Annotated in this window: 23 protein-coding genes; 14 read left to right on the top strand and 9 right to left on the bottom strand. The window is 67.3% G+C overall.

Annotated elements, in window-relative coordinates; translation table 11 throughout:
• Positions 1 to 17 precede the first annotated feature (17 nt).
• From WKW77_RS33105 to WKW77_RS33090, 4 genes are all read left to right on the top strand, one after another.
• Positions 18 to 659 (top strand): glutathione S-transferase family protein, encoded by a 642-nt coding sequence (locus tag WKW77_RS33105; RefSeq protein ID WP_340361134.1) that lies wholly within the window; start codon positions 18 to 20, stop codon positions 657 to 659.
• A gap of 5 nt (positions 660 to 664) precedes the next feature.
• The gene (locus tag WKW77_RS33100; protein WP_340361133.1) at positions 665 to 1,570 is read left to right on the top strand and encodes a PhzF family phenazine biosynthesis protein; all 906 of its coding nucleotides are present in this window, start codon (positions 665 to 667) and stop codon (positions 1,568 to 1,570) included.
• Positions 1,571 to 1,615: 45 nt separating this feature from the next.
• Positions 1,616 to 2,248, top strand: a complete 633-nt coding sequence (locus tag WKW77_RS33095) for a LysE family translocator (protein ID WP_340361132.1) — start codon at positions 1,616 to 1,618, stop codon at positions 2,246 to 2,248.
• 190 nt (positions 2,249 to 2,438) lie between these two features.
• Positions 2,439 to 3,080, top strand: a complete 642-nt coding sequence (locus tag WKW77_RS33090; protein WP_340361131.1) for a response regulator — start codon at positions 2,439 to 2,441, stop codon at positions 3,078 to 3,080.
• A 20-nt stretch (positions 3,081 to 3,100) separates the two neighbouring features.
• Here the strand turns inward: WKW77_RS33090 and WKW77_RS33085 are convergent, their stop codons facing one another.
• Together WKW77_RS33085 and WKW77_RS33080 are read right to left on the bottom strand one after the other, a co-directional pair.
• Positions 3,101 to 5,695 (bottom strand): ATP-binding protein, encoded by a 2,595-nt coding sequence (locus WKW77_RS33085; protein ID WP_340361130.1) that lies wholly within the window; start codon positions 5,693 to 5,695, stop codon positions 3,101 to 3,103.
• A 131-nt stretch (positions 5,696 to 5,826) separates the two neighbouring features.
• The gene (locus WKW77_RS33080) at positions 5,827 to 6,627 is read right to left on the bottom strand and encodes a DUF1266 domain-containing protein (protein WP_340361129.1); all 801 of its coding nucleotides are present in this window, start codon (positions 6,625 to 6,627) and stop codon (positions 5,827 to 5,829) included.
• Between the two features lie 261 nt (positions 6,628 to 6,888).
• On the opposite strand from WKW77_RS33080, the gene WKW77_RS33075 reads away from it, so the two are divergent.
• Positions 6,889 to 7,563, top strand: a complete 675-nt coding sequence (locus WKW77_RS33075; RefSeq protein ID WP_340361128.1) for a histidine phosphatase family protein — start codon at positions 6,889 to 6,891, stop codon at positions 7,561 to 7,563.
• On the opposite strand, the gene cutA is transcribed toward WKW77_RS33075, so the two are convergent.
• The 3 genes from cutA to WKW77_RS33060 are packed head-to-tail and all read right to left on the bottom strand — an operon-like array spanning position 7,554 to position 8,520.
• Positions 7,554 to 7,889, bottom strand: coding sequence for a divalent-cation tolerance protein CutA (cutA, locus tag WKW77_RS33070; protein ID WP_340361127.1), 336 nt, complete (start codon positions 7,887 to 7,889; stop codon positions 7,554 to 7,556). The two genes, WKW77_RS33075 and cutA, sit on opposite strands and share 10 nt — an antisense overlap.
• Before the next feature lie 24 nt (positions 7,890 to 7,913).
• On the bottom strand, positions 7,914 to 8,255 hold the full coding sequence (locus WKW77_RS33065; protein ID WP_340361126.1) for a hypothetical protein: 342 nt from the start codon (positions 8,253 to 8,255) through the stop codon (positions 7,914 to 7,916).
• Positions 8,256 to 8,274: 19 nt separating this feature from the next.
• Positions 8,275 to 8,520, bottom strand: coding sequence for a GlsB/YeaQ/YmgE family stress response membrane protein (locus WKW77_RS33060; RefSeq protein WP_340361125.1), 246 nt, complete (start codon positions 8,518 to 8,520; stop codon positions 8,275 to 8,277).
• A gap of 122 nt (positions 8,521 to 8,642) precedes the next feature.
• Here WKW77_RS33060 and WKW77_RS33055 point away from each other — a divergent pair, with 122 nt between their 5' ends.
• A complete protein-coding gene (locus tag WKW77_RS33055; RefSeq protein WP_340361124.1) occupies positions 8,643 to 9,269 on the top strand; it encodes a YbhB/YbcL family Raf kinase inhibitor-like protein in 627 nt (208 codons plus the stop codon).
• A 5-nt stretch (positions 9,270 to 9,274) separates the two neighbouring features.
• Here the strand turns inward: WKW77_RS33055 and WKW77_RS33050 are convergent, their stop codons facing one another.
• Positions 9,275 to 10,093: a creatininase family protein gene (locus WKW77_RS33050; protein ID WP_340361123.1), complete on the bottom strand. Its 819-nt coding sequence runs from the start codon at positions 10,091 to 10,093 to the stop codon at positions 9,275 to 9,277.
• A gap of 10 nt (positions 10,094 to 10,103) precedes the next feature.
• Positions 10,104 to 11,468, bottom strand: coding sequence for a PQQ-dependent sugar dehydrogenase (locus WKW77_RS33045; RefSeq protein ID WP_340361122.1), 1,365 nt, complete (start codon positions 11,466 to 11,468; stop codon positions 10,104 to 10,106).
• Between the two features lie 131 nt (positions 11,469 to 11,599).
• Here WKW77_RS33045 and WKW77_RS33040 point away from each other — a divergent pair, with 131 nt between their 5' ends.
• The 5 genes from WKW77_RS33040 (at position 11,600) to priA (ending at position 19,075) form a co-directional block, all read left to right on the top strand.
• Entirely contained in the window at positions 11,600 to 12,343 is a 744-nt protein-coding gene (locus WKW77_RS33040) for an alanyl-tRNA editing protein (protein ID WP_340361121.1), read from the top strand.
• Between the two features lie 45 nt (positions 12,344 to 12,388).
• Complete coding sequence (locus WKW77_RS33035; RefSeq protein ID WP_340361120.1) at positions 12,389 to 14,581, top strand: protein-disulfide reductase DsbD family protein; 2,193 nt, start codon at positions 12,389 to 12,391, stop codon at positions 14,579 to 14,581.
• A gap of 95 nt (positions 14,582 to 14,676) precedes the next feature.
• Entirely contained in the window at positions 14,677 to 15,369 is a 693-nt protein-coding gene (locus WKW77_RS33030; protein ID WP_340361119.1) for a thioredoxin family protein, read from the top strand.
• Between the two features lie 140 nt (positions 15,370 to 15,509).
• Positions 15,510 to 16,613, top strand: a complete 1,104-nt coding sequence (hemE, locus tag WKW77_RS33025; RefSeq protein ID WP_340361118.1) for a uroporphyrinogen decarboxylase — start codon at positions 15,510 to 15,512, stop codon at positions 16,611 to 16,613.
• 371 nt (positions 16,614 to 16,984) lie between these two features.
• A complete protein-coding gene (gene priA, locus WKW77_RS33020) occupies positions 16,985 to 19,075 on the top strand; it encodes a replication restart helicase PriA (protein ID WP_340361117.1) in 2,091 nt (696 codons plus the stop codon).
• A 36-nt stretch (positions 19,076 to 19,111) separates the two neighbouring features.
• Here the strand turns inward: priA and WKW77_RS33015 are convergent, their stop codons facing one another.
• Entirely contained in the window at positions 19,112 to 19,321 is a 210-nt protein-coding gene (locus WKW77_RS33015) for a hypothetical protein (protein ID WP_340361116.1), read from the bottom strand.
• Between the two features lie 203 nt (positions 19,322 to 19,524).
• Between WKW77_RS33015 and WKW77_RS33010 the strand changes: the two genes are divergently transcribed.
• Positions 19,525 to 20,238: a hypothetical protein gene (locus tag WKW77_RS33010; protein ID WP_340361115.1), complete on the top strand. Its 714-nt coding sequence runs from the start codon at positions 19,525 to 19,527 to the stop codon at positions 20,236 to 20,238.
• Between the two features lie 8 nt (positions 20,239 to 20,246).
• Here the strand turns inward: WKW77_RS33010 and WKW77_RS33005 are convergent, their stop codons facing one another.
• Positions 20,247 to 21,266 carry an AEC family transporter gene (locus tag WKW77_RS33005; protein ID WP_340361114.1) on the bottom strand — a complete coding sequence of 340 codons (1,020 nt, stop codon included), beginning with the start codon at positions 21,264 to 21,266 and terminating at the stop codon, positions 20,247 to 20,249.
• Between the two features lie 148 nt (positions 21,267 to 21,414).
• Here WKW77_RS33005 and WKW77_RS33000 point away from each other — a divergent pair, with 148 nt between their 5' ends.
• Positions 21,415 to 23,511, top strand: a complete 2,097-nt coding sequence (locus tag WKW77_RS33000) for an ATP-dependent helicase (RefSeq protein ID WP_340361113.1) — start codon at positions 21,415 to 21,417, stop codon at positions 23,509 to 23,511.
• Positions 23,508 to 23,975 carry a hypothetical protein gene (locus WKW77_RS32995; protein WP_340361112.1) on the top strand — a complete coding sequence of 156 codons (468 nt, stop codon included), beginning with the start codon at positions 23,508 to 23,510 and terminating at the stop codon, positions 23,973 to 23,975. The genes WKW77_RS33000 and WKW77_RS32995 overlap by 4 nt, the downstream gene beginning before the upstream one ends.
• Position 23,976 lies beyond the last annotated feature (1 nt).

Here is a 23,976-nt window from a genome sequence, read left to right as displayed (position 1 = left end):
ACGGCGAAAGACCCGACATGCTCAACATCTGGGGGCGCATCAGCTCCATCAACGTGCGCAAGGTCGTCTGGTGCGCGCAGGAACTCGGCCTCGACTTCCAGCGCACCGAAGCGGGCGGCAAGTTCGGCGTGGTGCAGACGCCCGAATATCTCGGCATGAATCCGAATGCGCTCGTGCCCGTCATCGATGACGGCGAAGGCGCAGACCGGGTCGTGCTCTGGGAATCGAACGTCATCGTGCGCTACCTCTGCGCGAAGCATTCAATGGGCCGGCTCTATCCCGAGCCGCTGGCCGAGCGCTTCGACGCGGAGCGCTGGATGGACTGGCAGCAGACCACCCTGAACCCGGTGAGCGCCGGCGCCTTCAGGCAGTGGGTCCGCACGCCCGCCGCGCAGCGCCAGCCCGAGGTGATCGCGCATTCGGTGCACGCCACCGAACCGCTCTTCGCCTTGCTCGATGCCCACCTCGCCACGCGCACCTTCATGCTCGGCGACCGCTTCACGATGGCCGACATCCCGGTCGGCTGCGAGGCGCATCGCTGGTTCGGCCTGCCGCAAACCGAATACACGCGGCCTTCGTGGCCGAACGTCGAGCGCTGGTTCGCCGACCTGCGCGCCAGGGCCGGCGCGCGCGGTGTTCTCGACCTCCCCCTGGAATGACTCCAATGAAGACACGCCCCTTCAAGCAAGTCGACGTTTTCACCTCGACGCCGTACTTCGGCAATCCCCTCGCCGTGGTGCTCGACGGCACCGGGCTCGATGATGCGACGATGCAGCGCTTCGCGTCCTGGACGCATCTTTCCGAGACCACCTTCCTGCTGCCGCCGACCGATCCTTCGGCCGACTACCGCGTGCGCATCTTCACGCCGGGCGGCGAGCTGCCTTTTGCCGGCCATCCGACGCTGGGCAGCTGCCACGCCTGGCTGCAGGCCGGCGGCAAACCGAAGGGCGGCCATCTGATCGTGCAGCAGTGCGCGAAGGGCCTCGTGCCGATCCGGCGCGAAGGCGAGCGGCTGACGTTCGCTGCACCGTCGCTGCGGCGCAGCGCACCCAGCCCCACGCTGCTGGCGAAAGTGGCGAGCGCGCTCGGTATCCGGGCGCAGCAAATCGTCACGGCGCAATTGCTGGACAACGGTCCGGTGTGGCTCGGGCTGCTGCTGAACGACGCGGACACCGTGCTCGCCCTCGAGCCCGATCACCGTGCACTGGCCGAGCTCGGGCAGAAGGTCGGCGTCGCCGGCATCTATCCGGCGAGCGCCGCATCGGCACTGATCACACGATCGAACCGCGAGGCCCGCGCCTTCGTGCGCGCCGAAGAGACCGCCCCGAGCGTGGAGGTGCGCGCATTTGCAGCGGCCATCGGCGTGGAAGAGGATCCGGTGACCGGCAGCTTCAACGCGAGCCTCGCCGAATGGCTGATCGCCGAGGGACATCTTCCGGACCGGTTCATCGCATCTCAAGGCCAGGTGCTGGGCCGCGATGGACGCGTTCACATCGAGCGCGACAGCGACCGGCAGGTCTGGGTCGGAGGTGATTCGGTCACCTGCATCGACGGACAGGTCACCCTCTAGCACCACCGCGCAGCACCGTCCCGCTGCATTCACGAGGTATCTGACGTGCTGACGCCCACCGAACTCGCGTGGTTCACCCTGGCGGCCCTGGTGCTGGTCCTCACGCCCGGACCCAACATGATCTATTGCGTTTCCCGGGCACTTTGCCAGGGGCGGGCCGCGGGGCTGATTTCGCTCGGCGGCGTCCTGCTCGGCTTCGTCGTGCACCTGATGGCCGCGGCCCTCGGCCTCACCGCACTCCTGATCGCGGTCCCCTTCGCATTCGACACGATCCGCCTGGCCGGCGCTGCCTATCTGCTCTGGCTCGCCTGGCAGGCGCTCAAACCCAATGGCGCCGCGCCGTTCGAAGCCCGCCTGCTCCCACACGACCGAACGGCCAAGCTGTTCAGCATGGGATTCCTGACCAACGTCCTGAATCCCAAGGTCGCGATGTTCTATCTGTCGTTCTTCCCGCAGTTCCTGCATCCCGATCGCGGCTCCGTGCTGCTGCAGAGCCTGGCGTTGGGCGCCATACAGATCCTGGTAAGCGGCGGAATCAACGCGCTGCTGGTTCTGGGCGCAGCCGGCATCACGGCGTTCCTCTCGCGCACCCGCGGCTGGCTCCTCGCACAGCGGTACGTGATGGGCAGTGTTCTCGCGGCGCTGGCGGTGCGCATCGCCTTGTCGGACCGGAAATGAAGGGACCGGATTGCGGGGCACCGACGGGGCCCGCAATCAACGCCCACTTTGGCATTGGTGACATTGTTCACCGAATGCACCGTACTGAAACGACCCTCCCCCGGAGGCGGGGTTCGACCTACTGGTCGCAAGTAGAATGTGTGCCCCCGGTTCAAGGGAGCCGCACCGTTCTCAAGATTGGGTTGATTGCATGAACAAGCGCGTCATCATCGCCGACGACCACCCCATCATCCGGGCCGGCGTCCGCATGGTGCTGGAAAGCGCGATGAACACCTCGATCGTTGCCGAGGCTGATTCACCGGAAGCGCTGCTGTCGGCGTTGCGCGAGACGCCCGCGGATCTGCTCATCACCGATTTTTCAATGCCGAGCGGCCAGGAGGCCGATGGCCTGGGCCTGCTCCAGCGGATCCGCCGCCTGTACCCTGATCTGCCCGTGATCGTCCTGACCATGGTGGGCAATGTCGGCGTGATTGGCGCAATCCTCGGAACCGGCGTGCGCGGTCTGATCGACAAAGCCGCGGGCATGTCCGAGATTTCGCTCGCCATCCAGGCGGTGAACCAGGGGCGGGACTACGTCAGCACCACTTTCAAGCAAAACCTTCTACAAAGCCAGTTCGACGCCGAGAACGGCGGGGCCGCGCGCCTGTCGCCACGGGAAGTCGAAGTCCTTCGACTTTTCGCGTCCGGGATGACCGTGTCCGCGATCGCCGATCGCCTCTCACGAAGCGTGAAGACGGTCAGTCGCCAGAAGACCGATGCGATGAACAAACTCGGCCTCAAGAGCGATCTGGAGATCTACGCTTTCGCGAGAGAGCACAACCTGATTTCCTGAACCCGTCCGGCCGACGGCCCTCATGCCGGTGTGTTCGCGGCCACACTGGCAAACGCCGTTGCCCGCCGCAGGACGGACACGAGCTCCCCGCGAGCGTTCGGGTAGAGCGCGAGGGTCTGCGGGTCGGAGTCGCTGTGCTCGACGGCCTGTAAGGCACGCACCGCGGCATCCTCGTCGAGCTGATGGCAGGCGGAGCGCAGGCGATGCGCGAGCTGACGCAGCGCGACGTGATCGAAGGCGGCAGCGGCCCGGTCCATCGCTCTCATATCTTCTTCGCTGGCCGTCACGAAGACACGCACCAGTTTGCGGACCTTGGCCTCGTCGCCATCGCACAGCTGCATGAGCCGGGCGTAGCGCAGCGGAGAAACAGGTGCGCCAACGGCGCCGCCCGAACTGGCCTGGATCGCGCCTCCCTCGCCGGCGCCCGTCTGCAGTACCTTCGACAGCGCCTCGGACAGATCCTCGAGCTGCAGCGGTTTGGACAGATAGGCATCCATCCCCAGCGCGAGACAGCGCTCCGCCTCACCCAGCAGCGCATTGGCCGTCAGCGCCACGATCGGCAGCCGAAGCCCGCCTCGCAAGGCCTCCCGCTCACGCACGCGGCGGGTCAATTCATAACCGTCCATGCGGGGCATGTGGCAGTCCGTCAGCAGCACGGCGTAGCCGGCGCCGAGCGCCGACGCGGCTTCCAGCATCTCCCACGCCTGTTGCCCGTCCTCGGCGCAATCGCTCGCGTAGCCCAGCTTGCGCAGTTGCCGGGTGAGCACCTCGCGGTTGATCGGATGATCTTCGGCCAGCAACACCCGCCAGCCCTGGACGGTCGGGGGTACTCGCAGCGCTCCGGCGCCCATCGGCTGCTGGCCCGCATCGATGGCCAGCCGGTGTGGCGCACTGCGCCCGGGCATGGAGCCGACACTGGGCACCCAAGGGCGCAGGGGCAAGGTCACGATGAAGCGGCTGCCCACGCCGAGCGCGCTCTCGCAGCGCACGCTGCCTTGCATCAGTTCCACCAGCTGCCGGACGATCGTCAGCCCCAGGCCCGTGCCGCCGAAGCGCCGGGTGGTGGCGATGTCGGCCTGGCGGAAAGGCTCGAAGAGCGTCTGCGTGGCTCGCGGATCGATGCCGATGCCAGTGTCCTGCACGGCGAACTCGAGCTCGCCCTGCGCGCTGCGCAACGCCTCCACACGAACTTCTCCGTTCGCGGTGAACTTGACCGCATTGCCGATCAGGTTGGTGAGCACCTGGCGCAGCCGCACGGCATCGCCCACCACGAACTGCGGGATGGCCGCGTCGACGTGGAAGTCCAGTCCGATGGCCTTGCGCGCAGTCTCCGCCGCGAAGGTGGCGCACACGTCCTCCACGAGACTGGCCAGCGACAGCGGCCGGCTCTCGATGTCCAGCATGCGCGCCTCGATCTTCGAGAAGTCCAGGATGTCGTTGATGATGGTCAACAGCGACACCGACGACTCCCGGCAGCGCATGAGCATCGTGCGCTGGTCGTCGTCCAGGGGCGTGTCCAGCACCAGGTCGATCATGCCGAGCACGCCGTTCAGCGGCGTGCGCACCTCGTGGCTCATCATGGCGAGGAAGTGGGCCTTGGCGTCCACCGCCGAGCGCGCCTCCTCGGCCTTGGTCACCAGGCTCGCCTTGAGCGCTTCTTCATCGGTGATGTCCTTGACGATGCCGATGAAGGAGATGACGGTGCCCGGGGCGGCCGGGTCGCTGCGCATCGACAGGCTCCCGCGCACTTCCAGGGTGCGCTCCACGCCTTCACGGGCGAGGACGCGGAACTGCTTGCGGTAACTGCCGCGGCGCTGACGGTACACCTCCTCGAGTCGGGCGGCCACACGCTCGCGGTCCTGCGGATGGATGCGCATGAACACTTGCCGATAGGTGACCGGCTCATCGTCGCTGAAGCCGCAGATCTCGCGGATGCGGCGGTCCGCGCGGATGGGTGCGTCCAGAAACGCCGGGTCGCTCAGGCGGGCACGCCTGCAAAGCCGCGCGACCGAGCGCCACACACCCAGTCCGCCGATGCTCAGCGCAAGCTCCAGGTCGGCGCGCGATTGTTCGAGCTCGCGTCGGATCCGCAATTCCGGCGTGACGTCGATCGCGACACCGACAAGCCCCTGAAACCGCCCCCGCCGATCGAAGATCGGCTGCTTGCGTGACTGGAAGTTGTGCAGGACGCCATCGACCGCGATCTCGTCGTCGTAGGTGCTCGCAACGCCCGAGCCCATCAGCTCACGGTCCTGGGCTCCGAATCGCCTGGAAAGGTCGGGGCCGAAGATTTCCCGATCGCTCCTGCCGACGACACGCTCGGAGTCAATGCAAAAGACGCGTTCGAACTCCGAATTCAAGGCCTTGTAGCGAAACTGGGCGTCCTTGACGAACAGCGCGTGCGGAACCGCATCAAGAATCGCATTGAGCGTGTCGCTGCGCCGCTGTGCCCGCAACGAACTGGTGAACCGCAGCACGGCCAGCGCAATGATGCCTATCGACATCAGGGCCACCCATTGCCAACTGAGCTCAATGGCGCTCGGTCGCCCGAACAGATAGCTCGCGACACCGAGCAGACAGGTCAACAGCGTCGCGAAGATGCCGCCGTCGAGCACACGTCGAAGAGGGCCGGACGCCGCGCGGGAGCGAAAGGTCCCATCGAATTTCGACGAATGGAAAGGCGACACGGACGGATCTCGAACCGGTGAGCGCGAAACCCGATCCGGTCCCGGCGATGAGGAAGACGTCAGGCCGCGGCGACCGGAGCCGAATGCGAGCCGCCTGCACGCAGGCGCGGCGGCGCGACGCACGCTGTGCTCCAGGACGAAGCGAGCCTGATGGGTGCGTGTCGGCCACTCAGAAAGACGGAATGCGTACGCGCGTAGCGCTCCCATTCCGACGTTTCGAAGACCTCCATGGCGCCTCGCATGCCGAGGCCGACCAGCGCAGCCATCGAATAGACCTTCCACGAGCCGTAGTGCATGCGCGCACGAAGAGTCAATCGCGCGAGGACCGCTTCCGCCTGGCCGTGCGAGACGTGACCAACGGCGCGCGCGAGACGAACCAGATACGCGAGCTGCTGGATATCCCATGCCAGCACACTGAGGTGGCCGTGGCTGAGGTCGTCGGCAGAGGCAAGATGCTCAGCCGCCGGCCGTGCAGGACGAGCGCCTTCGCCCCTTCGGCGCCGATCATCGAGCCAGGCCGCCACAGCTTGGATTTCCGCGGGAGAGGTCTCCCCCAGCCGCTCCATGCGTTGCTCGATCACATGAACGCAATCCGCGCGGTTCTCGATGCCCCAGTGTTCGGCCAGCAGCTTCCTGATACGGTGTTCGGGCAACGCGCTCGCCAACTGGTTGAAGTCGTCTTTCATCAGCACGGCGAAGTTCGCGCTGAGCAGGCACCCAAAGAGCAACTCGGGGCACGTGTCGTGGGGCGGAACGGATTCGACGGGGCGTGCGTTCCCGACGCGCGCGCTGAGCCTTAATCGAACCGAAGCCAACGATTTCATACACCACGCCAGGGCGGCAGCAAGCAGAGCCATCATGAGAGTTCCCAGGATTTCTGAAACAAGAAGCGGGGGCGGCAACGGCGCCCGAGGAGGTTCGATTCAGACTGGGGGGTGCCACGAATCGAGTGAAACTGATCGTAAGAAGAGGTGACCGGCGCACCCATGAGAACCATCTGAAAAGCCTCATCCGACCGGTCGCCGAGTGGGCTCTCCGTGAACAAAGTCCGCTGGCCCGTGCTCAAGGTCAGGTCACCGCGGCGACGCAGAAAATTGCAGGCTCTCGGCAGAATTCGGCGCATGGGAACCCTCTATCTCGTCCGTCACGGACAGGCCAGTTTCGGCGCGGCCGACTACGACCAACTCAGTGAGCTGGGCCACAGGCAGTCGGTGCGCCTGGGTGAGTACTGGCGCGAGCGCGGCATGCGCTTCGATGCGGTGATCACCGGCACCTTGCGGCGTCACCGGCAGACCTGGCACGGCATCGCCGAAGGTCTGGGCCTGTCGCCGGACGACGTTCTCCCCTGGCCGGGTCTGAACGAATACGACAGCGAAGCCATCATCGCGACCATTCACCCCGGAAAGCTGGAGAAGGCGGATACGCCGGAGATGTACAGGCATCACTTCCGACTCCTGCGCGATGGACTCAACGCCTGGATGGAGGGACGAACCACCCCCGCGGGGATGCCGAGCTACATCGATTTTCTGGCCGGCGTGACCGGCGCGCTGGACCATGTGCGCGCACGGCACCATGGCGCGAAGGTGCTCGTCGTGTCCAGTGGCGGCCCGATCTCCACGGCAGTGGGTCACGTCCTCGGCACCAGCCCGGCAACCACGGTGGAACTCAATCTGCGCATGCGCAATTCGGCCATCACCGAATTCGCGTTCACACCCAAGCGCCACATGCTGGTGACCTACAACACGCTACCCCATCTCGATGGGCCGGCGTACGAGAAGTGGATCACCTATTCCTGAGTGCGGCGCGGCGTGCTGCCGGCCCTGAGCCAGTCGAGATAGTCGGCAGATCCGGCCGTTATCGGCACGCGAACGATCTCGGGCGTGTCGTAGCTGTGCCGCTCGCGGATGAAGGCTTCGAGCGCGCCGTAGCGCGCGTCGAGCGTCTTGATGTGCAGCACCCACTCCGGCTCGCGGTGCAGCACGTCCTGCCACACGTAGAGGCTGCGCACCCGCTGCACCTGGACGCATGCCGCAAGCCGCGCCTCCACGATCGCTTCGGCGAGGGATTCCGCCTCGTCCTCGGTGCCGATGCTCGTCATCACGATGCAAACGCCTGAATCCATTTGGTTCTCCCCCGGAATGAGTCGCTAGCCCTGCCACACGCCGTATCCCGCCTCGCGCAGCGCGATGCCGAGTTCGACCTCCATCTCGCGAGCGGCTTCGTAGGGCATCGGGTTGTACATGGCGTAGAGGGCGGGCAGCAGCCGCACGCCGTGGTCGCGCACGTAGGCATTGGCCTGGATGCCGGCCTTGTGCTTGTCGAATCGCACGTCGGGGTCGAGCCCCGTCATTCCGACGTAGACGAAGGGCATGCCGAGCTTGTAGTCGGGGTTGGCCCGCCGGAACCGCGCCGCGTTCCACACGCGGTCGTCGAGTTCGATCACGTAGACGTGATGGTGATGGCGACTGCGCGTCTTGCGCGTTGGCATGCGCCAGACCGGTTCGATCTCACTTGCGCCTGATCAGGCCGTAGAGGACCAGCAGCACGATCGCGCCGAGCACGGAGGCGATGAACCCCGCGCCCTGCCCTGCCGAGTACCAGCCCATGGCCTGTCCCGCGTAGGTCGCCAGGAGCGAACCGGCGATGCCGATCAGCGTCGTGACGATGAAGCCGGCCGAATCGTCGCCGGGTTTGATTGCGCGAGCCACCAGGCCCGCAACGAAGCCGATCAGAATGGTCCAAACGATGCTCATACGGTGCCCCTGGTGGAGAAAGTCGACACATGCCGCTGCGACGATGTGGGTTTTGATGATAGCGGAGCCCCCGTGAATCGTTCCTACACGCGGTGCGATCGGGGACGCTATATAAGAACGGCATGCTGGAAAAACTCCCGGACGCGATCGGCCACGCATTGCACGAGGTGCGCGCGGGGCTCGACAAGATCGCCTTCAACACCATCGGCCTGCGCCAGGGAATGGCATCGATCCAGATCTCCAGCCTGGCTTTCGCCGATCACGCGCCGCTGCCCGCGCGCTACACGGCGGACGGCGAAGGCCACTCGCCGCCGCTGCACTGGATCGGCATTCCGCCCGGCGCGGTTTCGCTGGTGCTGCTGGTGGAAGACGCGGACTCGCCCACGCCGCACCCGCTGGTCCATGCGATCGCGGTGGACCTGCCGGCCGCCGATGGCGGCCTGGCCGACGGCGCGCTGTCGGACGACGACGATGAAAAGGGCGTCCACACCGGCCGCAACTCCTACCTGCGAACCGCCTGGCTGCCACCCGATCCGCCGCCGGGCCACGGCGTGCACCGCTATGCGTTCCAGATCTTCGCGCTCGGCGCGGCGCACGAGTTCTCGGCGAGCCCGGGGCGCGACGAGTTGCTCGACGCCCTGAAGGCGCACGCCATCGCAAGCGGCCTGCTGATCGGCACCTGCGAGAGGCCCGACGGATCGATCAAGATCGGCGACGCCGTGCCGAGCGGCGCGGCGCCGGCGGGTTGAGGACTTCAGGGGTTCGGCGCGTTGCCGATCATCCCGAGCGGCAGGCGGGAGACTTCGGCCAGCAGCAATGCGAGCTGCTTCGCCGCCGCATCGACCAGCGCCCGGCCTTTCGCGGGAGTGGCTGCCGCAGCGTTGCCCGCGGCTCCGGCGGGGTTGTAGTCTTCCATCGCCCAGCCCAGCTTGGCGCTCTTGCCATTGCCGAGAATGGCGTAGGCGCGCGCCCGGTCGCGCGAGGTCGAGTCGAAATCGCGGGCGGCTTCCATCGCGACGTCGCCCGGCGCAAGCGCCAGCATCATCGAGGTCTCCATGTCGCCGGCGTGGACCCCGAACCGGTGTTCGTCCGCGCTGAACTGCGCGCCCGCTTCGCCGAGCGGCAGGTTGAACCAGCTGACGCTGTAGACGATCAGGTCATGCGCCATGCGCAGTTCTCGGGCCACGATGTCCATCGCACCGACATGCCCGCCGTGCGCATTGAAGAGCACCAGTTTCCGGATGCCCGCGCGCGCCACGCTGGCGCCGATCTCGCTCCAGAGCCGGATCAACGTTTCGGACGACAGCGTCAGCGTGCCCGGGAAGCGCGCATGCTCGGGGCTGAGTCCGATCTGCTGGGTCGGCAGGAAAAGCACGGGCAGGTCGGCCGGCAGCAACGGCAGTGCCGCCTCGATGATGCCGTCCGCCAGCGTCGAATCCACGCCGAGCGGCAGGTGCGGGCCATGCTGCTCGGTCGCACCCAGCGGCAGCACCGCGACGGTCACAGTCGGGTCGAGCGCGGCGAAGTCGCGCGTGCTGAGTCGGGACCAGAAGCGGCTGGCAGGGGCATTCATGCGGGCGATCTTAGTGCCCCGGCTTCACTTGCGGGGCGACGCGCCACACCGCATTGCCGACATCGTCCGCGACCAGCAGCGCGCCGCCCTTGTCCAGGGCCACGCCCACCGGGCGGCCTTGCGCCTTTTCGTCGGCCGACAGAAACCCCGTCAGGAAATCCACGGGCTGCCCGCTCGGCCGGCCATTGGCGAAGGGCACGAACACCACCTTGTAGCCCGCCAGCGGCTTGCGATTCCACGAGCCGTGCTCCCCGATGAATGCACCGCTGGCGAATTCCGGCGGCATGCCGCGCGGGCTCGAGAAGGCGATGCCCAGCGGTGCACGGTGCGAGCCCAATGCGTAGTCCGGCACGATCGCCTTCGCCACCATGTCGGGGCGCTGCGGCTCGACGCGGGTATCGACGTGATTGCCGTAGTAGCTCCACGGCCAGCCGTAGAACGCGCCGTCCTTCACCGACGTGAGGTAGTCGGGCACGAGGTCGCTGCCGAGTTCGTCGCGTTCGTTGACCACGGCCCACAGCGCCTGCGTTGCCGGCTCCCAATCCACCGCCACCGGATTGCGCAGGCCGCTCGCGAAGAGGCGCTTCTGACCTGTTTTCGCGTCCACCTCCCAGACCGACGCGCGCCCATCCTCGACCTGCAGCCCGTTTTCGCCAACATTGCTGTTGGAGCCGACGGTCACGTAGAGCTTGGTGCCGTCGCGGTTGGCGACCACGTGCTTGGTCCAGTGGTGATTGATGCCGGCGGGCAGATCGGTCACCTTCGCCGGCGTCGCGCCGATGCGGGTGTCGCCATCGGTGTACGGCACCTTGACCAGTGCATCGGCATTGGCGATGAACAGTTCGCGGCCGACGAGGACGACGCCGAAGGGCGATGTCAGCTTGTCGATGAACACTTTCCGGACCTCGGCCACCCCATCGCCGTCGGTGTCCCGCAGCAGGGTGATGCGGTCGGCGCTCGGCACCCCGGCGCCGGCGCGCTTCTGGACGATGTCCATGGCCTTCTGGCGCACCTTGGCGGTGAGGCCGTTCGCTTCACTGCCGTCAGGCTTCGGTGGCCGGTTGCTCTCCACCACGAGGACGTCGCCGTTCGGCAGTGTGTAGACCATCCGCGGATGGTCGAGCCCGCGCGCGAAGGCGGTCACGACGAAGCCTTCGGGCGCGGTCGGGCCGGCGGTGTCCGCCCAGCCGACGGCCGGCGCGATGTGGATGGTCGGGATCACCGTCTTGACCGGCGGCGGCAGTTCGGGGGCCTGGCCGATACCGGCTTCGGCGGGCAGCTTCGCGGTTTCGCCGCAGGCACTCAGCAGCATTGCCGCCAGCATCGGCGCGAAGATCGCGGTGTGCACGGCGTGGGGGGTGAGCACTCTCGTCATTGTCAGGATCCTGGGATCGCCACGAAATGGCATCCGTTTGTATCGTGCAACGGGTGTGATCTCCGAGTGTCGGCGACGGGCGCTTTCGGGCGTGGGAGCCACCGGCATGACGCGGCCGCTACCATCGCGCGATGACCGACGAACTCTTCCGCTCCGACGCGTACCTGCGCGACTGCGAAGCCTCCATCCTCCGCATCGAAGAAGGAGGCATCGTGCTCGACCGTACCGTGTTCTATCCGCAGGGCGGGGGGCAGGCCGGCGACAGCGGCTGGCTGGCGCTGGCCGATGGCCGGGAAATCGCGATCGCCGATACCCGCAAGGCCAAGGACGCGGAAGGCCAGGCGACCCAGGACATCGTCCATGTTCCCGCCCCGGGCCAGGAAGCGCTGCTGGATGCATTGCACCCCGGCGACGGCGTGAGGGTACGCATCGACTGGGAGCGCCGGCACAGGCTGATGCGCTTCCACACCGCCACGCACCTCCTGTGCCACCTCGTGCCGCAGCCGGTCAACGGATGCTCGATCACGCCCGAGTACGCGCGGCTGGACTTCCACATGACCGAACCGCTCGACAAGGAAGCACTCACCGCCGGCCTCGCGCGGCTGGTCGCGGCCGGCCATCCGCTCACCGTCGGCGCGATCACCGATGACGAGCTCGATGCCAATCCTGCGCTCGTCAAGAGCATGAGCGTGCAGCCGCCGCGCGGCACCGGCACCGTCCGCACGATCCGTATCGGCGACGCCGAGTCGATCGACTTCCAGCCCTGCGGCGGCACGCACGTGGCCAACACGCGCGAGATCGGCGCGGTCGTCGTGACCAAGATCGAGAAGAAAAGCGCCAACAGCCGCCGCGTCGTGCTCGGGTGGGCGCTGTGACGCGGCCCCGGAACTTCGACCGAAGCGCCCGCTCCGACTGACCGCATGGCAATCCTGATTCGTCGACACCTCGCGGGCCTCTGGCTCGCCGCCTTCGCCACGGCCGCCTCGCTGCCGGCCGCGGCACAACTCTCCCCCCGTGTCGGTCCGGTCGTGACGACGCCGCATGTTCGCGCCGAGCTGATCGCGCATGCGCCCGACGGCATATCGCCCGGCACGCCGGCCTGGGTCGGTTTGCAGATCACGCACCAGCCCGAGTGGCATACCTATTGGAAGAACGCCGGCGACTCCGGCCTGCCGACCGAGTTGGCGTGGACACTCCCGCCCGGCGCGTCGACGGACGACATCGCCTGGCCGGTTCCTCGGAAGATCCCCATCGGCAATCTCGCCAACTACGGCTACGAAGACACGGTGCTGCTGCCGGTGCCGCTCAAGGTCGGCCAGGACTTCAAGCCGCCCGCGTCGCTCACGGGCGCACAGGAACTCGACGTCAGGCTCAAGGCCTCCTGGCTGGTCTGCCGCAAGGAGTGCATTCCCGAAGAGGGCGAGTTCCAGCTCAAGGTGCCGCTGCACGGCTCGACCGCGCTGCACAAAAGCGAATTCGAGGCCGCATGGGCCGCCCAGCCAGTCGCGCTCGGCAAGCCCGGCGAGATCACGATCGACGGCAACAAGCTCCAGATCCGCCTGCAAGGCTTGCCCGCGTCCGCGCGCGGAAAGACGCTCGAGTTCTTCCCGGAGACCAGCGAGGTCATCCACACCGCCGCGGTGCTCGGCAAGGACTGGACGCAGTCGTGGCAGGGCGACGCCTGGATTGCGACCGTCCCGCTCGCGGAGCAGCGCAGCGCGAGCCCCGCCGTGATGCCGGTTGTCGTCTCGTTGGCCGATGCCGACCGGCAGCCGGGCCAGCCGATGGCTTGGCGGGCCGAGGCACCGGTGAGCGGCACGTGGCCCGCGGTGGCCGCCAAGGCCCAGGTCTCCCCGGCACTGCAAGCCGCGCTCGAAGCCAACGCGGCGCCCCCATCGTCGCCGCGCCCTTCGGGCACGCTCGTCGCCGCACTGCTGGGCGCGCTGATCGGCGGCCTGCTTCTCAACCTCATGCCATGCGTGTTCCCCGTGCTGGCGATCAAGGTCCTGAACTTCACGCGCCACGCGGAAGATCGCCGCAGGCACCGTCTCGCCGCGCTCGCCTACACCGCGGGTGTGATCCTGTCGTGCCTGGCGCTCGGCGGCGCGATGCTGGCGCTGCGCGCCGCGGGCACCCAGCTCGGCTGGGGATTTCAGTTGCAGTCCCCGGCGGTCGTGGCCGCGCTTGCGGCGCTGTTCACGCTGATCGGGCTCAACCTCGCGGGACTTTTCGAGTTCGGCAACGTCGCGCCCCGGTCGCTCGCGGCGGCGCAGGTCCGGCATCCCGTGGTCAACGACTTTCTCTCCGGCGTGCTCGCGGTGGTGATCGCCTCGCCGTGCACCGCGCCGTTCATGGGCGCCTCGCTCGGTTTCGCCATCGGGCTGCCTGCGGCGGAAGCGCTACTGATGTTTGCCGCGCTCGGGCTCGGCCTGGCGCTGCCGTATCTCCTGGCGGGCTTCGTTCCGGCAGTCGCGCGGCTGCTGCCGAGGCCCGGCGCCTGGATGCAGACTTTGCGCCGCCTGCTCGCGTTTCCGATGTTCGCCACGGTGGCATGGCTGGTCTGGGTGCTGGGCCAGCAAAGCGGGATCGATGGCGTGGGCGCGCTGCTCGGCCTTCTGGTCTGCCTCGCGGCGGTCGTCTGGGCATTTACCCTGCGCGGGCGCACCCGGATCGTGGTGGCCGGCATCGCGCTCGCCGCGACCGCCGCACTCGCAACGGCGATCGGCGGCAACGTCGTACGGGTCGCCGAACCGGCAGCCGCCGCCTTGGCGGGCGATCGCTGGCAGCCTTGGTCCGAGGCGAAGACCGCCGAACTCCGGGCCGCCGGCCGGACGGTGTTCGTCGACTTCACCGCCGCCTGGTGCGTCACCTGCCAGTACAACAAGCGCGCCACGCTTTCCAATCCCGAGGTGCTGGCCGATTTCGATGCCCGGAACGTCGCGATGCTGCGCGCCGACTGGACGCGGCGCGACCCGGCCATCACCGCCGCACTGACCGCGCTGGGGCGCAGCGGCGTGCCGGTCTATGTGCTGCACGCGCCGGGGAAGGCGCCGGTGGTCCTGACCGAAATCCTCAGCACGGAGGAGGTGCGGGCCGCGCTCGCCAAGCTGTGAGACCATGAACCGGTACGGGTTGTCACAAGAGCATGAAGAATCCGTTCTAAGCTGTCGTGGTTGTTGAGTTTTATCGATTGGAGTTCAAGCTGACCATGTCGTCATCGTCATCTGTAGATTCCCGCTCGTATCGCGCGGCGCGCCAGGCCCGGGCCGCGCTGAGCCGTGCCTCCCGCCGCGCCGTGATGGCCGCCGCGGTCGCCCTCGGTGCCACCTTCCTCATGAATGCGCAGGCCGTGGCCGCCCCCGCCGTCGGCCAGCCGGCGCCCGATTTCATCGCCGTCGACACCGCCGGCAAGCAGCATCGCCTTTCGGATTTCGCCGGCAAGTACGTGGTTCTCGAATGGACGAATCCCGGCTGCCCATTCGTGCGCAAGCACTACGGCAGCGGCAACATGCCGGCCACGCAGAAAGCCGCGACCGCCAAGGGCGTGGTCTGGCTCGCCATCAATTCGACCGAGCGTGCCGCCGGCGACTACCTGAAGCCCCCGGCGCTCGACGCCTGGATGAAGGACCAGTCCGCCGCGCCGACCGCCGTGCTGATGGATGAAGACGGCGTGATCGGCCGCGCCTACGGCGCCCGCACCACGCCGCACATCTTCATCGTCGATCCCAAAGGCACGCTGGTGTATGCCGGCGGCATCGACAGCATCGCCTCGGCGCGGCCCGAGGACATCAAGACCGCCACCAACTACGTGAACCAGGCGATCGGCGAAGCCTTCGGCGGCAAGCCGATCAGCGCGGCGACGACCCGACCCTACGGGTGCTCGATCAAATACAAGAGCTGACGACGCTCCGGCGGCGCGAAGCGCCCGCCCGTTCGCGGGCTGCCGTGGAACCGGCTTCGCCGGGCCACCGGCGGCGCCCCCGGTAGGGGGTTGGCGGCTACACGAAGTGAGCAAGCCTGGGGGCGAGCGACAATCGAGGGATGCCTTTCGCCCCTCTGAAGAACGACACCTTCCTGCGCGCCTGCTGGCGTCAGGCCACCGACCACACGCCCGTCTGGCTGATGCGGCAGGCAGGGCGCTACCTGCCCGAATACGTGGCAACGCGCGCGAAGGCGGGCAGCTTCATGGGGCTCGCCACCAACGTCGACTACGCGACAGAGGTCACGCTCCAGCCGCTGGATCGATATCCGCTGGATGCGGCGATCCTGTTTTCCGACATCCTGACCGTGCCGGACGCGATGGGCCTCGGCCTGTCATTCGAAGCCGGCGAGGGCCCGCGCTTCGCGCGCCCGGTGCGCGATGAAGCGGCGATTTCCGCTCTGGCGGTGCCCGACATGGACAAGCTGCGCTACGTCTTCGACGCGGTCACGTCGATCCGCAAGGCCCTCGCCGGCCGCGTGCCGCTGATCGGCTTTTCGGGTAGCCCTTGGACGCTCGCCTGCTACATGGTCGAGGGCGCAGGCTCCAGCGACTACCGGCTGGTCAAGACGCTCATGTACAGCCGTCCGAACCTGATGCACCGCCTGCTCGAAGTGAACGCGGACGCGGTCGCCACCTACCTCAACGCCCAGATCGCGGCAGGCGCGCAGGCGGTGATGGTGTTCGACAGTTGGGGTGGCGTCCTGGCCGATGGTGCGTTCCAGGCATTCAGCCTCGCCTACACCGCGCGCGTGCTCGCGCAGTTGCGTCGCGAAGGTGCCGACGGCCATCCGGTTCCGCGCATCGTGTTCACCAAGGGCGGCGGACTCTGGCTTCAGGATATGCGCGCACTCGACTGCGAAGTGCTCGGTGTGGACTGGACCGTGAACCTGGCCCGCGCGCGCAGCCTCGTCGGCGAAGGCAAAGGTGGGAAAGCGCTGCAGGGGAACATCGACCCGAACGTGTTGTTCGCGCCGCCGGCGCAGATCGAAACGGAAGTTGCAAAGGTGCTGCAAAGCTTCGGCAAGCCGCACAAGGATATGCAGACGAACGGCCCGACGCACATCTTCAACCTCGGCCACGGCATCAGCCAATTCACGCCGCCAGAGCACGTCGCCGCGCTGGTTGCGGCAGTGCACGGGCAGTCGCGCGCGCTTCGCGCATGACCGTATTGTTATGACTTGTAAACACCGAGATCGTCGATCCGAGGTTTGTCAAGGGCTTCGAAGCGTGAGGAGAGACTGACTTATGCACAAAACAGCTGTTGCGGTGCGCAAAACCATCTGAAGCGCGCCGAGCCCCGCTCCTAAAGCGATAGCGTCGCTAAGTCATTGATTTATATAAGTTTTGAACTTTGCTTTTTTTGCGGGCATTCCAGCGGGAGCCTTGATTTTCAAGGGCTGGCGGCGCGTCGGACCCCAATATCAACAAAGTTATCCACAGAAACTCTGGATGATGCGCAAAGCACTGTCAAATCAACAACTTAGGTCGTTTTGCTCCAAGTCGCTTTAACAAACCCGCCCGACGGAGAACGGCGTTGAGCTGGCGAATCGATGTCGCGGTTCAGACGCCGGCGCACAGTGCACTAGGGGATGTCCTTAGCTACGCCAGTGGCGTGCGCGTCACGCCGGGCGCACTGGTGCGGGTTCCGCTGGGACGCCGGGAGGTGCTCGGCGTCGCCTGGGCGGCGCATCAGGAAGACGCCGGGCCGGCGGCAGTGGAACTCAAGCCCATCGGCGCCGTCCTCGACGCCTTGGCGCCGCTCGATGAGGCCTGGCGCGATCTGGTCGCCTTTGCGGCGCGCTACTACCAGCGCTCGCTCGGCGAGATTGCGCTGGCCGCCTTGCCGCCGCAGCTTCGCGATCTTTCCGCGGTCCAACTGGCGCGGCGGCTGAAGCGCAAGCGCAGCGACAGCCCGCCAGGCGGCGTTTCGCCCTGCGCGGTGGCGCTCAGCGCCGAGCAAACCGAAGCGCTGTCGCGATTCGAGGCCGAAGCCGGGCCGTTCCTGCTCTTCGGCAGCACCGGCAGCGGCAAGACGGAGGTCTATCTGCGCGCAGTCGCCGCGCTGCTCGCGCGGGAGCCGCAGGCCCAGGCGCTCGTGATGGTGCCGGAGATCAACCTCACGCCGCAGCTCGAAGCCCGCTTCAAGGAGCGCTTCGGCGCCGATTCGGTGGTTTCGCTGCACAGCGGCATGACGAACCCCCAGCGTCTGGCGAGCTGGCTCGCGGCGCACAGCGGCGCAGCGCGGATCGTGCTGGGCACGCGCATGGCAGTGTTCGCGTCGATGCCGGCGCTGCGGCTCATCGTCGTCGACGAGGAGCACGACCCCAGCTACAAGCAGCAGGAAGGCGCCCGCTACTCGGCGCGCGACCTGGCCGTCTGGCGGGGCCGGCGCGAAAGCGCGAAGGTGATCCTCGGCTCGGCCACCCCCTCGCTGGAAAGCTGGCACCAGAGCCGGCCGGCCGCAGGCGACGATGCCGGCGGGCGCTATGTACGGCTGTCGATGCCATCGCGGATCGGCACCGGTGCGCTGCCCCGGGTGCGTCTGGTGGACATGAATCTGCAGCCGCCGAAGACGGTGCTTTCCGCCGCGCTGCTCGATGCGATCGGGCAGCGCATCGCCCGCGGCGAGCAGAGCATGGTCTTTCTGAACCGCCGCGGCTACGCGCCGGTGCTGGCCTGCGCCGACTGCGGCTGGAAGAGCGAATGCCCGCACTGCAGTGCCTACCGCGTGTTCCACAAGATCGACCGGACCCTGCGCTGCCACCACTGCGGCTTCACCGAGCGCGTGCCGCGCGCCTGCCCCGAATGCGGCAACCTCGACATCGCCCCGGTGGGCCGCGGCACCGAGCGGCTGGAAGAGCATCTGGGCGAGCTCTTCGCGGCGGTCCGCCGGCCGGACGGCAGCGCGGTGCGCATCGCCCGCATCGACGCCGACAGCACCCGCAAGCAGGGCGCGCTCGAATCGCAGCTCGCCGCCGTCCATTCCGGCGAGGTGGATGTCCTCGTGGGCACGCAGATGATCGCCAAGGGGCACGACTTCCGGCGCATCACGCTGGTCGCCGCGATCAATCCCGACGGGGCGCTGTTCTCGGGCGACTTCCGCGCGCCCGAGCGCTTGTTCAGTCTGCTCATGCAATCTGCAGGGCGCGCGGGCCGCGACGCGGCTTATGTTTCGGCGCAGGGGGCAACCGCGGAGATGTGGATCCAGACCCACCATCCGCAGCATCCGCTCTTCGTCGCGCTGAAGCGGCACGACTACCCGGCGTTCGCGCAAGGAGAACTCGAAGATCGCGCTGCCGCCGGCATGCCGCCTTTCGCCTTCCAGGCACTCCTGCGCGCGGACGCGCGCACGCAGGAAGTCGCTCAGGCATTCCTGGGCGCCGCAAATGCCGCCGCGGATGCGCTAGCGGGTTCCGACCAGGTCACGAGATACCCGGCGGTGCCCCTGGCGATTCAGCGCGTGGCGAACGTGGAACGGGCGCAGATGCTGCTGGAGAGTGCGTCGCGCGCCGTGCTGCAGCGGGTACTTGCGGGCTGGCAGCCCTTGCTGCATGAATTGAGGCGCACGCCAGAGGGCAAGGGCGTGATCCGGTGGCTGGTGGACGTGGACCCACACAGCATCTGAGACGCTGCGTCGCCCGTCGATGACGGGGCCGGCGGTTCAGAGCTGGCCGACGGGGTCCTTGCCCATTTCGACGTACTGCAGGCTCGATCGCCTTCTTCGGCTCGCCGTGCTCGGCCATACGAGCAGCAGCGTGCTCAAGAGCCCGGCGGCCAGCGCCGCGCCCGTGCGCAAGGCCCCCATGTGCCATAAGGCGGCGGCCATGGTGAGCCAGACCAACCACAAAGCCCCTCGCAACCATGTCGTCATGCCATCTCTCCCGATCTGAGAAACCACTTTAGCAGCGCTTGTGAAAACCTAAGCATTAACAATAGGCAATATTTGGCACTATTGCCTTATTGCGCCGCCCGCCGTGTAGGAAATACTCTGAAACAGTGGTTGACGACGCATCGACGCGCTGTTCAAGCTACGGAAAAGGATGGATTCATGCCGGATCCGACAGGGGTGGACCAGTGAAATCGCCGCTCGGAGTCATTTGGGGTATTTCGCTCGCTTTGCTGTGCCCGGCCGCGCTCGCGGCGGAGCTGGAGCTCCAGGGCACCCGGCTCCTGGTCAGCGGCATGCTGGACGGAACGGCCGTCAAGGCCTTCGAGGAGCAACTCGCGTCCGGCCACATCCGGACCGTCGTGTTCGAGAACTCGCTCGGCGGCACACCCGAGGTGGCCAGCGAATTCGCCCAGGCCATCCGGGCCAACGGCGTCAACACCGAAGTCAAGGGACAGTGCCACGCCGCCTGCGCCTATGCATTCCTGGCGGGCAAGGAGCACCGGTTCGGCCGCGGCTTCCAGGTGAACGGGCTGCTGATTCCGGTCGCGGGGCGGCCGCGCCCGGCCGATCTGGTGAGCCGATGGAACGGCGACGACGGGGTGCGGACCCTGTCTGATTTCATCGCGCCGCCCGCGGAAGCGGCGCCGACGGACACCGCCGCAACCGCCCTACCGTCAGCGGCAGCTGCATCGGCCAGCGCCCCGGCGGCCGTCCAGGCCGCAGCAGCCCCCAAGGAGCGCTGGCAGGCCAACCAGGGCGTGCTGTTCGTTTCCACGCCCACGCTGTTCGGCCGGGTCTACAACAGCTTCTACTGCGACGGAACGCAGGGGCGCGACATGTCGCGCTGCGAGCTGCTCTCCGACGCCGATCCGTACAAGCTTGGCGTCCTGACGCCTTAGTCACCTGGTCAAGGCGCCCCGTGCAGCCAACCCGCGACGAGCGGGAAGCTGAAGAATGCCGCCACGGTGGTCCAGAAGATGATCCGCGCGATGCGCGCGTTGTCGGCCCCGAATCGCTCGGCGAGCATCGAGACATTGCTCGCACTCGGCAGCGCGGCGATGAGGACGATCGTGACCAGCGTCGACGGTGCCAGCGCCACGCCCAACGCCATGGCAGCGCGCGCGACGCCGTAGACCAGGAGCGGATGCACCATCAGTTTGATCGCGATCACCGGCAGCACATCCCCAAGAGGCGCCTTCGGCGACAGCGCGGATGCACTCCCCATCGCCTTGGCCACGACCGCGCTCGCCTGATGCTCCCGCGCCAAGACAGAGGCACGTGCGAGCACCGCGCCGATGGTGAACAGCGCGACCGGCGAAGCGGCTTCCGCGAGCATCGTGATCGTCCGGTCCATTGCAGCGGGCAGGACCAGCCCGGTCGCGGAGGCGAGCCCGCCCAATACGATCGACCACGGCATCGGGTTCTGCGCGATGCCGCGGAGCGCCTGCCGCACCGCCTTCGCGCCGCCATGCTCATCCGCGCCGTCGAGACGCGACAACGCGATGCACAGCGATGACGTCACGATCATGTCGAATGCGATGGTGATGATCGTCGGCGTCGCCGCTTGCCCGCCGAGGATCGCCACCAGCAGCGGGACGCCCATGAAGCCCGTGTTCGGGAAGGCTGCCACCAGCGCGCCAAAGGCCGCGTCGTTCCATCCGATGCGCCGGTTGCGGCTCAGGGCCACGGTCACACCCACCACGATCAGCGCACAGAGGCCCCAGATCAGCACCACGCCCGCATCGAGCAACTGGCCGATCGGCGCGCCGGCGCCGAACCGGAAGAGCATGCAGGGCAGCGCGAAGTACAGGACGAAGACATTCAGGCCCGGGATCGCAGCCAGCGGCAGCGCCCCGCCGCGCGCCGCGGCGTAGCCGGCTGCGATCAACGCGAAGAAGGGGACTGTGACAAGAAATATCTGCAGCACGCGGCGATTGTCCCTGCCCCGCGCCGCACGGCCGGGCAGCGTCCGGCTAACGCAAAAAGCGGCGCGGGTCTAGCACAAATCAAGAAGGCGGCGACCTCGAGCCGACCCGTATCATTGCCCGCTTTGCGCCTCCCCGTTCCCACTCTCCATGTCCTCCGGTCTCAATTTCGCGCAGCAAGAAGCGGTCAACTACATGCACGGGCCCTGCCTCGTGCTCGCGGGCGCGGGTTCCGGCAAGACGCGCGTGATCACCCACAAGATCGCGCGGCTGATCCAGGCGGGCCTCGAGCCCAAGCGCATCGCCGCCATCACCTTCACCAACAAGGCCGCCGCCGAAATGCGCGAGCGTGCCAAGGGGCTGATCGGCCGCGATGCGAAGAACGTGGTGGTCTGCACCTTCCACGCGCTCGGCGTGCGCATGATGCGCGAGGACGGCGCGGTGCTCGGACTCAAGCCGGCCTTCAGCATCCTCGACGCCGATGACGTGGCGAAGATCCTGAAGGACGCCGGCGGCACCAGCGACCTGGCGACCGCACGCATCTGGCAGTGGACGATCAGCAAGTGGAAGAACATGGGCCTGAACGCTGCGCAGGCCGAGGCCCAGGCGGCCGACGACAACGAGCGCATCACCGCGCGAATCATGGCGCGCTACGAAGAGCGCCTCGTCGCCTATCAAAGCGTGGATTTCGACGACCTGATCGGCATGCCGCTCAAGCTGCTCAAGGACTTCGACGAGGTGCGCGCCAAGTGGCAGGCCGCGCTCGGCCACATCCTGGTCGACGAATACCAGGACACCAACGCCACCCAGTACGAAGTGCTCAAGGCGCTGGCCGGCGAACGCGGCCGCTTCACCGCGGTGGGCGACGACGACCAATCGATCTACGGCTGGCGCGGCGCGACGCTCGACAACCTCAAGAAGCTCCCCGTCGACTATCCCAGCCTCAAGGTCATCAAACTCGAACAGAACTACCGGAGTACGAGCGCGATCCTGCGCGCGGCGAACAACGTGATCGGGCCGAATCCCAAGCTGTTCCCGAAGACGCTGTTCAGCGAGCTCGGCGAAGGCGAGCCGGTGCGCGTGGTCGACGCGGACAACGAACAGCACGAGGCGGAACGCGCGGTGGCGCGCATCCAGAGCCTGCGCGCGGGCGACGCGAGTTCGCAGGGCCAGCAGTTCCGGGAGTTTCGCGACTTCGCGATCCTCTATCGCGCCAACCACCAGGCCCGGGTATTCGAGCAGGCGCTGCGCAAGGCGCAGATCCCCTACAAGGTCTCCGGCGGACAGAGCTTCTTCGACCGCGCGGAAATCAAGGACCTGTGCGGCTGGTTCCGGCTCTGGGTCAACAACGACGACGACCCGGCCTTCCTGCGCGCGGTGACCACGCCCAAGCGCGGCATCGGCCACACCACGCTCGCGAGCCTCGGTACGTTCGCGAGCCAGTACAAGCTCAGCCTGTTCGAGGCGCTCTTCAGTCCCTCGCTGCCCAGCGTGATGCCCAAGCGCGCGCTCGATGGCCTGCATGAATTCGGCCGCTACATCAACGACCTCGAATACCGTGCACGGAACACCACGGGCGCGGAGGACTCACGCGCTTTCCTCGCGGAGTGGCTCAAGGAAATCGAATACGAGAAGCACCTGTACGACGGCGAGGACAGCGAGCAGGCCGCCGCCAGCCGCTGGACCAACGTGCTGGAGTTCTGCGATTGGATGTCGCAGCGCTGCGGAGGCCAGATCGACGATGCCTCCGGCGCGACGATGGAGAACGAACGCAAGAGCCTGCTCGAAGTGGCGCAGACGATCTCGCTGCTCTCCACCATCAGCGAGCGCGAGCAGGAGCAGAACGTGGTCACGCTCTCCACGCTGCATGCGTCCAAGGGCCTGGAGTGGCCGCACGTGATGCTGATCGGCGTGAACGAAGGCCTGCTGCCCTTCAAGCTCGACGACGACAACGGCCGGCAGGAGAAGGTCAGCGAGAGCACGCTGGAACGCCTGCAGGAAGAGCGACGCCTGATGTACGTCGGCATCACGCGCGCGCAGCGCAGCCTGGCGGTGAGCTGGACCAAGCGCCGCAAGCAGGGCCGCGAGATGGTGGCCGCGCAGCCCAGCCGCTTCATCGCCGAGATGGCGCTCGACAAGAACACCGTCAAGGAGGACCCGCGCGAAAAGCTCAAGGCGCTGCGCGCCGAGTTCGCCCGGAAGGTCAAGGACAATGCAGCCGCGGCCGCCGCGGCATCGGCGCCATGAGAGGCGCGCTGCTCGCCTGCGTCGCAACCGCATGCCTGCTCTCCGGCAACGCCCTGGCGCAGGGCGCGACGCCCGCCGCTGCCGCGTCCGGCTGTCCTGCCACAGCGTCGGACATGCCGCTCGAATCGCTCTTCGGCACCTGGGAGGCGCGCTTCGAAGGGCTGCCCGGCGCGGCCAAGGTGCAGCTTGCCAAGCACCCCGACTACGCCGGCGTGCGCGGCACCATCACCCGCGGCGGAGGCGATACGCCCCCGACCACCGCCCAACTCGCGGGCGACGTCGATGAGGACGGCTACCTGAGCCTCGACGAATCGGTGGACGGGCGCTCCATCAGCGGCGTCTGGCTGGGAGAGCTCCAGGCCGCCTCCTGCGGCAAGGAATTCAAGGGAATCTGGCGCAACGCGGCCGACGAAAGCACGCGCCCCTTCGTACTGACCAAGATCAACGACAACACAGGGAAATGAC

Source organism: Variovorax ureilyticus, assembly GCF_037889935.1.
Taxonomy (GTDB): domain Bacteria; phylum Pseudomonadota; class Gammaproteobacteria; order Burkholderiales; family Burkholderiaceae_C; genus Variovorax; species Variovorax ureilyticus.
This window is presented reverse-complemented; position numbering and strand designations above follow the sequence as displayed.

Coding starts and splice junctions, on each gene's coding strand:
- WKW77_RS32995 (WP_340361112.1), top strand. CDS start 23,508: ATGAGAGGCGCGCTGCTCGCCTGCGTCGCAACCGCATGCCTGCTCTCC.
- WKW77_RS33105 (WP_340361134.1), top strand. CDS start 18: ATGCTCAACATCTGGGGGCGCATCAGCTCCATCAACGTGCGCAAGGTC.
- WKW77_RS33000 (WP_340361113.1), top strand. CDS start 21,415: ATGTCCTCCGGTCTCAATTTCGCGCAGCAAGAAGCGGTCAACTACATG.
- WKW77_RS33040 (WP_340361121.1), top strand. CDS start 11,600: ATGACCGACGAACTCTTCCGCTCCGACGCGTACCTGCGCGACTGCGAA.
- WKW77_RS33045 (WP_340361122.1), bottom strand. CDS start 11,468: ATGACGAGAGTGCTCACCCCCCACGCCGTGCACACCGCGATCTTCGCG.
- WKW77_RS33055 (WP_340361124.1), top strand. CDS start 8,643: ATGCTGGAAAAACTCCCGGACGCGATCGGCCACGCATTGCACGAGGTG.
- WKW77_RS33035 (WP_340361120.1), top strand. CDS start 12,389: ATGGCAATCCTGATTCGTCGACACCTCGCGGGCCTCTGGCTCGCCGCC.
- WKW77_RS33080 (WP_340361129.1), bottom strand. CDS start 6,627: ATGATGGCTCTGCTTGCTGCCGCCCTGGCGTGGTGTATGAAATCGTTG.
- WKW77_RS33100 (WP_340361133.1), top strand. CDS start 665: ATGAAGACACGCCCCTTCAAGCAAGTCGACGTTTTCACCTCGACGCCG.
- cutA (WP_340361127.1), bottom strand. CDS start 7,889: ATGGATTCAGGCGTTTGCATCGTGATGACGAGCATCGGCACCGAGGAC.
- WKW77_RS33015 (WP_340361116.1), bottom strand. CDS start 19,321: ATGACGACATGGTTGCGAGGGGCTTTGTGGTTGGTCTGGCTCACCATG.
- WKW77_RS33060 (WP_340361125.1), bottom strand. CDS start 8,520: ATGAGCATCGTTTGGACCATTCTGATCGGCTTCGTTGCGGGCCTGGTG.
- WKW77_RS33090 (WP_340361131.1), top strand. CDS start 2,439: ATGAACAAGCGCGTCATCATCGCCGACGACCACCCCATCATCCGGGCC.
- WKW77_RS33050 (WP_340361123.1), bottom strand. CDS start 10,093: ATGAATGCCCCTGCCAGCCGCTTCTGGTCCCGACTCAGCACGCGCGAC.
- WKW77_RS33065 (WP_340361126.1), bottom strand. CDS start 8,255: ATGCCAACGCGCAAGACGCGCAGTCGCCATCACCATCACGTCTACGTG.
- hemE (WP_340361118.1), top strand. CDS start 15,510: ATGCCTTTCGCCCCTCTGAAGAACGACACCTTCCTGCGCGCCTGCTGG.
- WKW77_RS33075 (WP_340361128.1), top strand. CDS start 6,889: ATGGGAACCCTCTATCTCGTCCGTCACGGACAGGCCAGTTTCGGCGCG.
- WKW77_RS33030 (WP_340361119.1), top strand. CDS start 14,677: ATGTCGTCATCGTCATCTGTAGATTCCCGCTCGTATCGCGCGGCGCGC.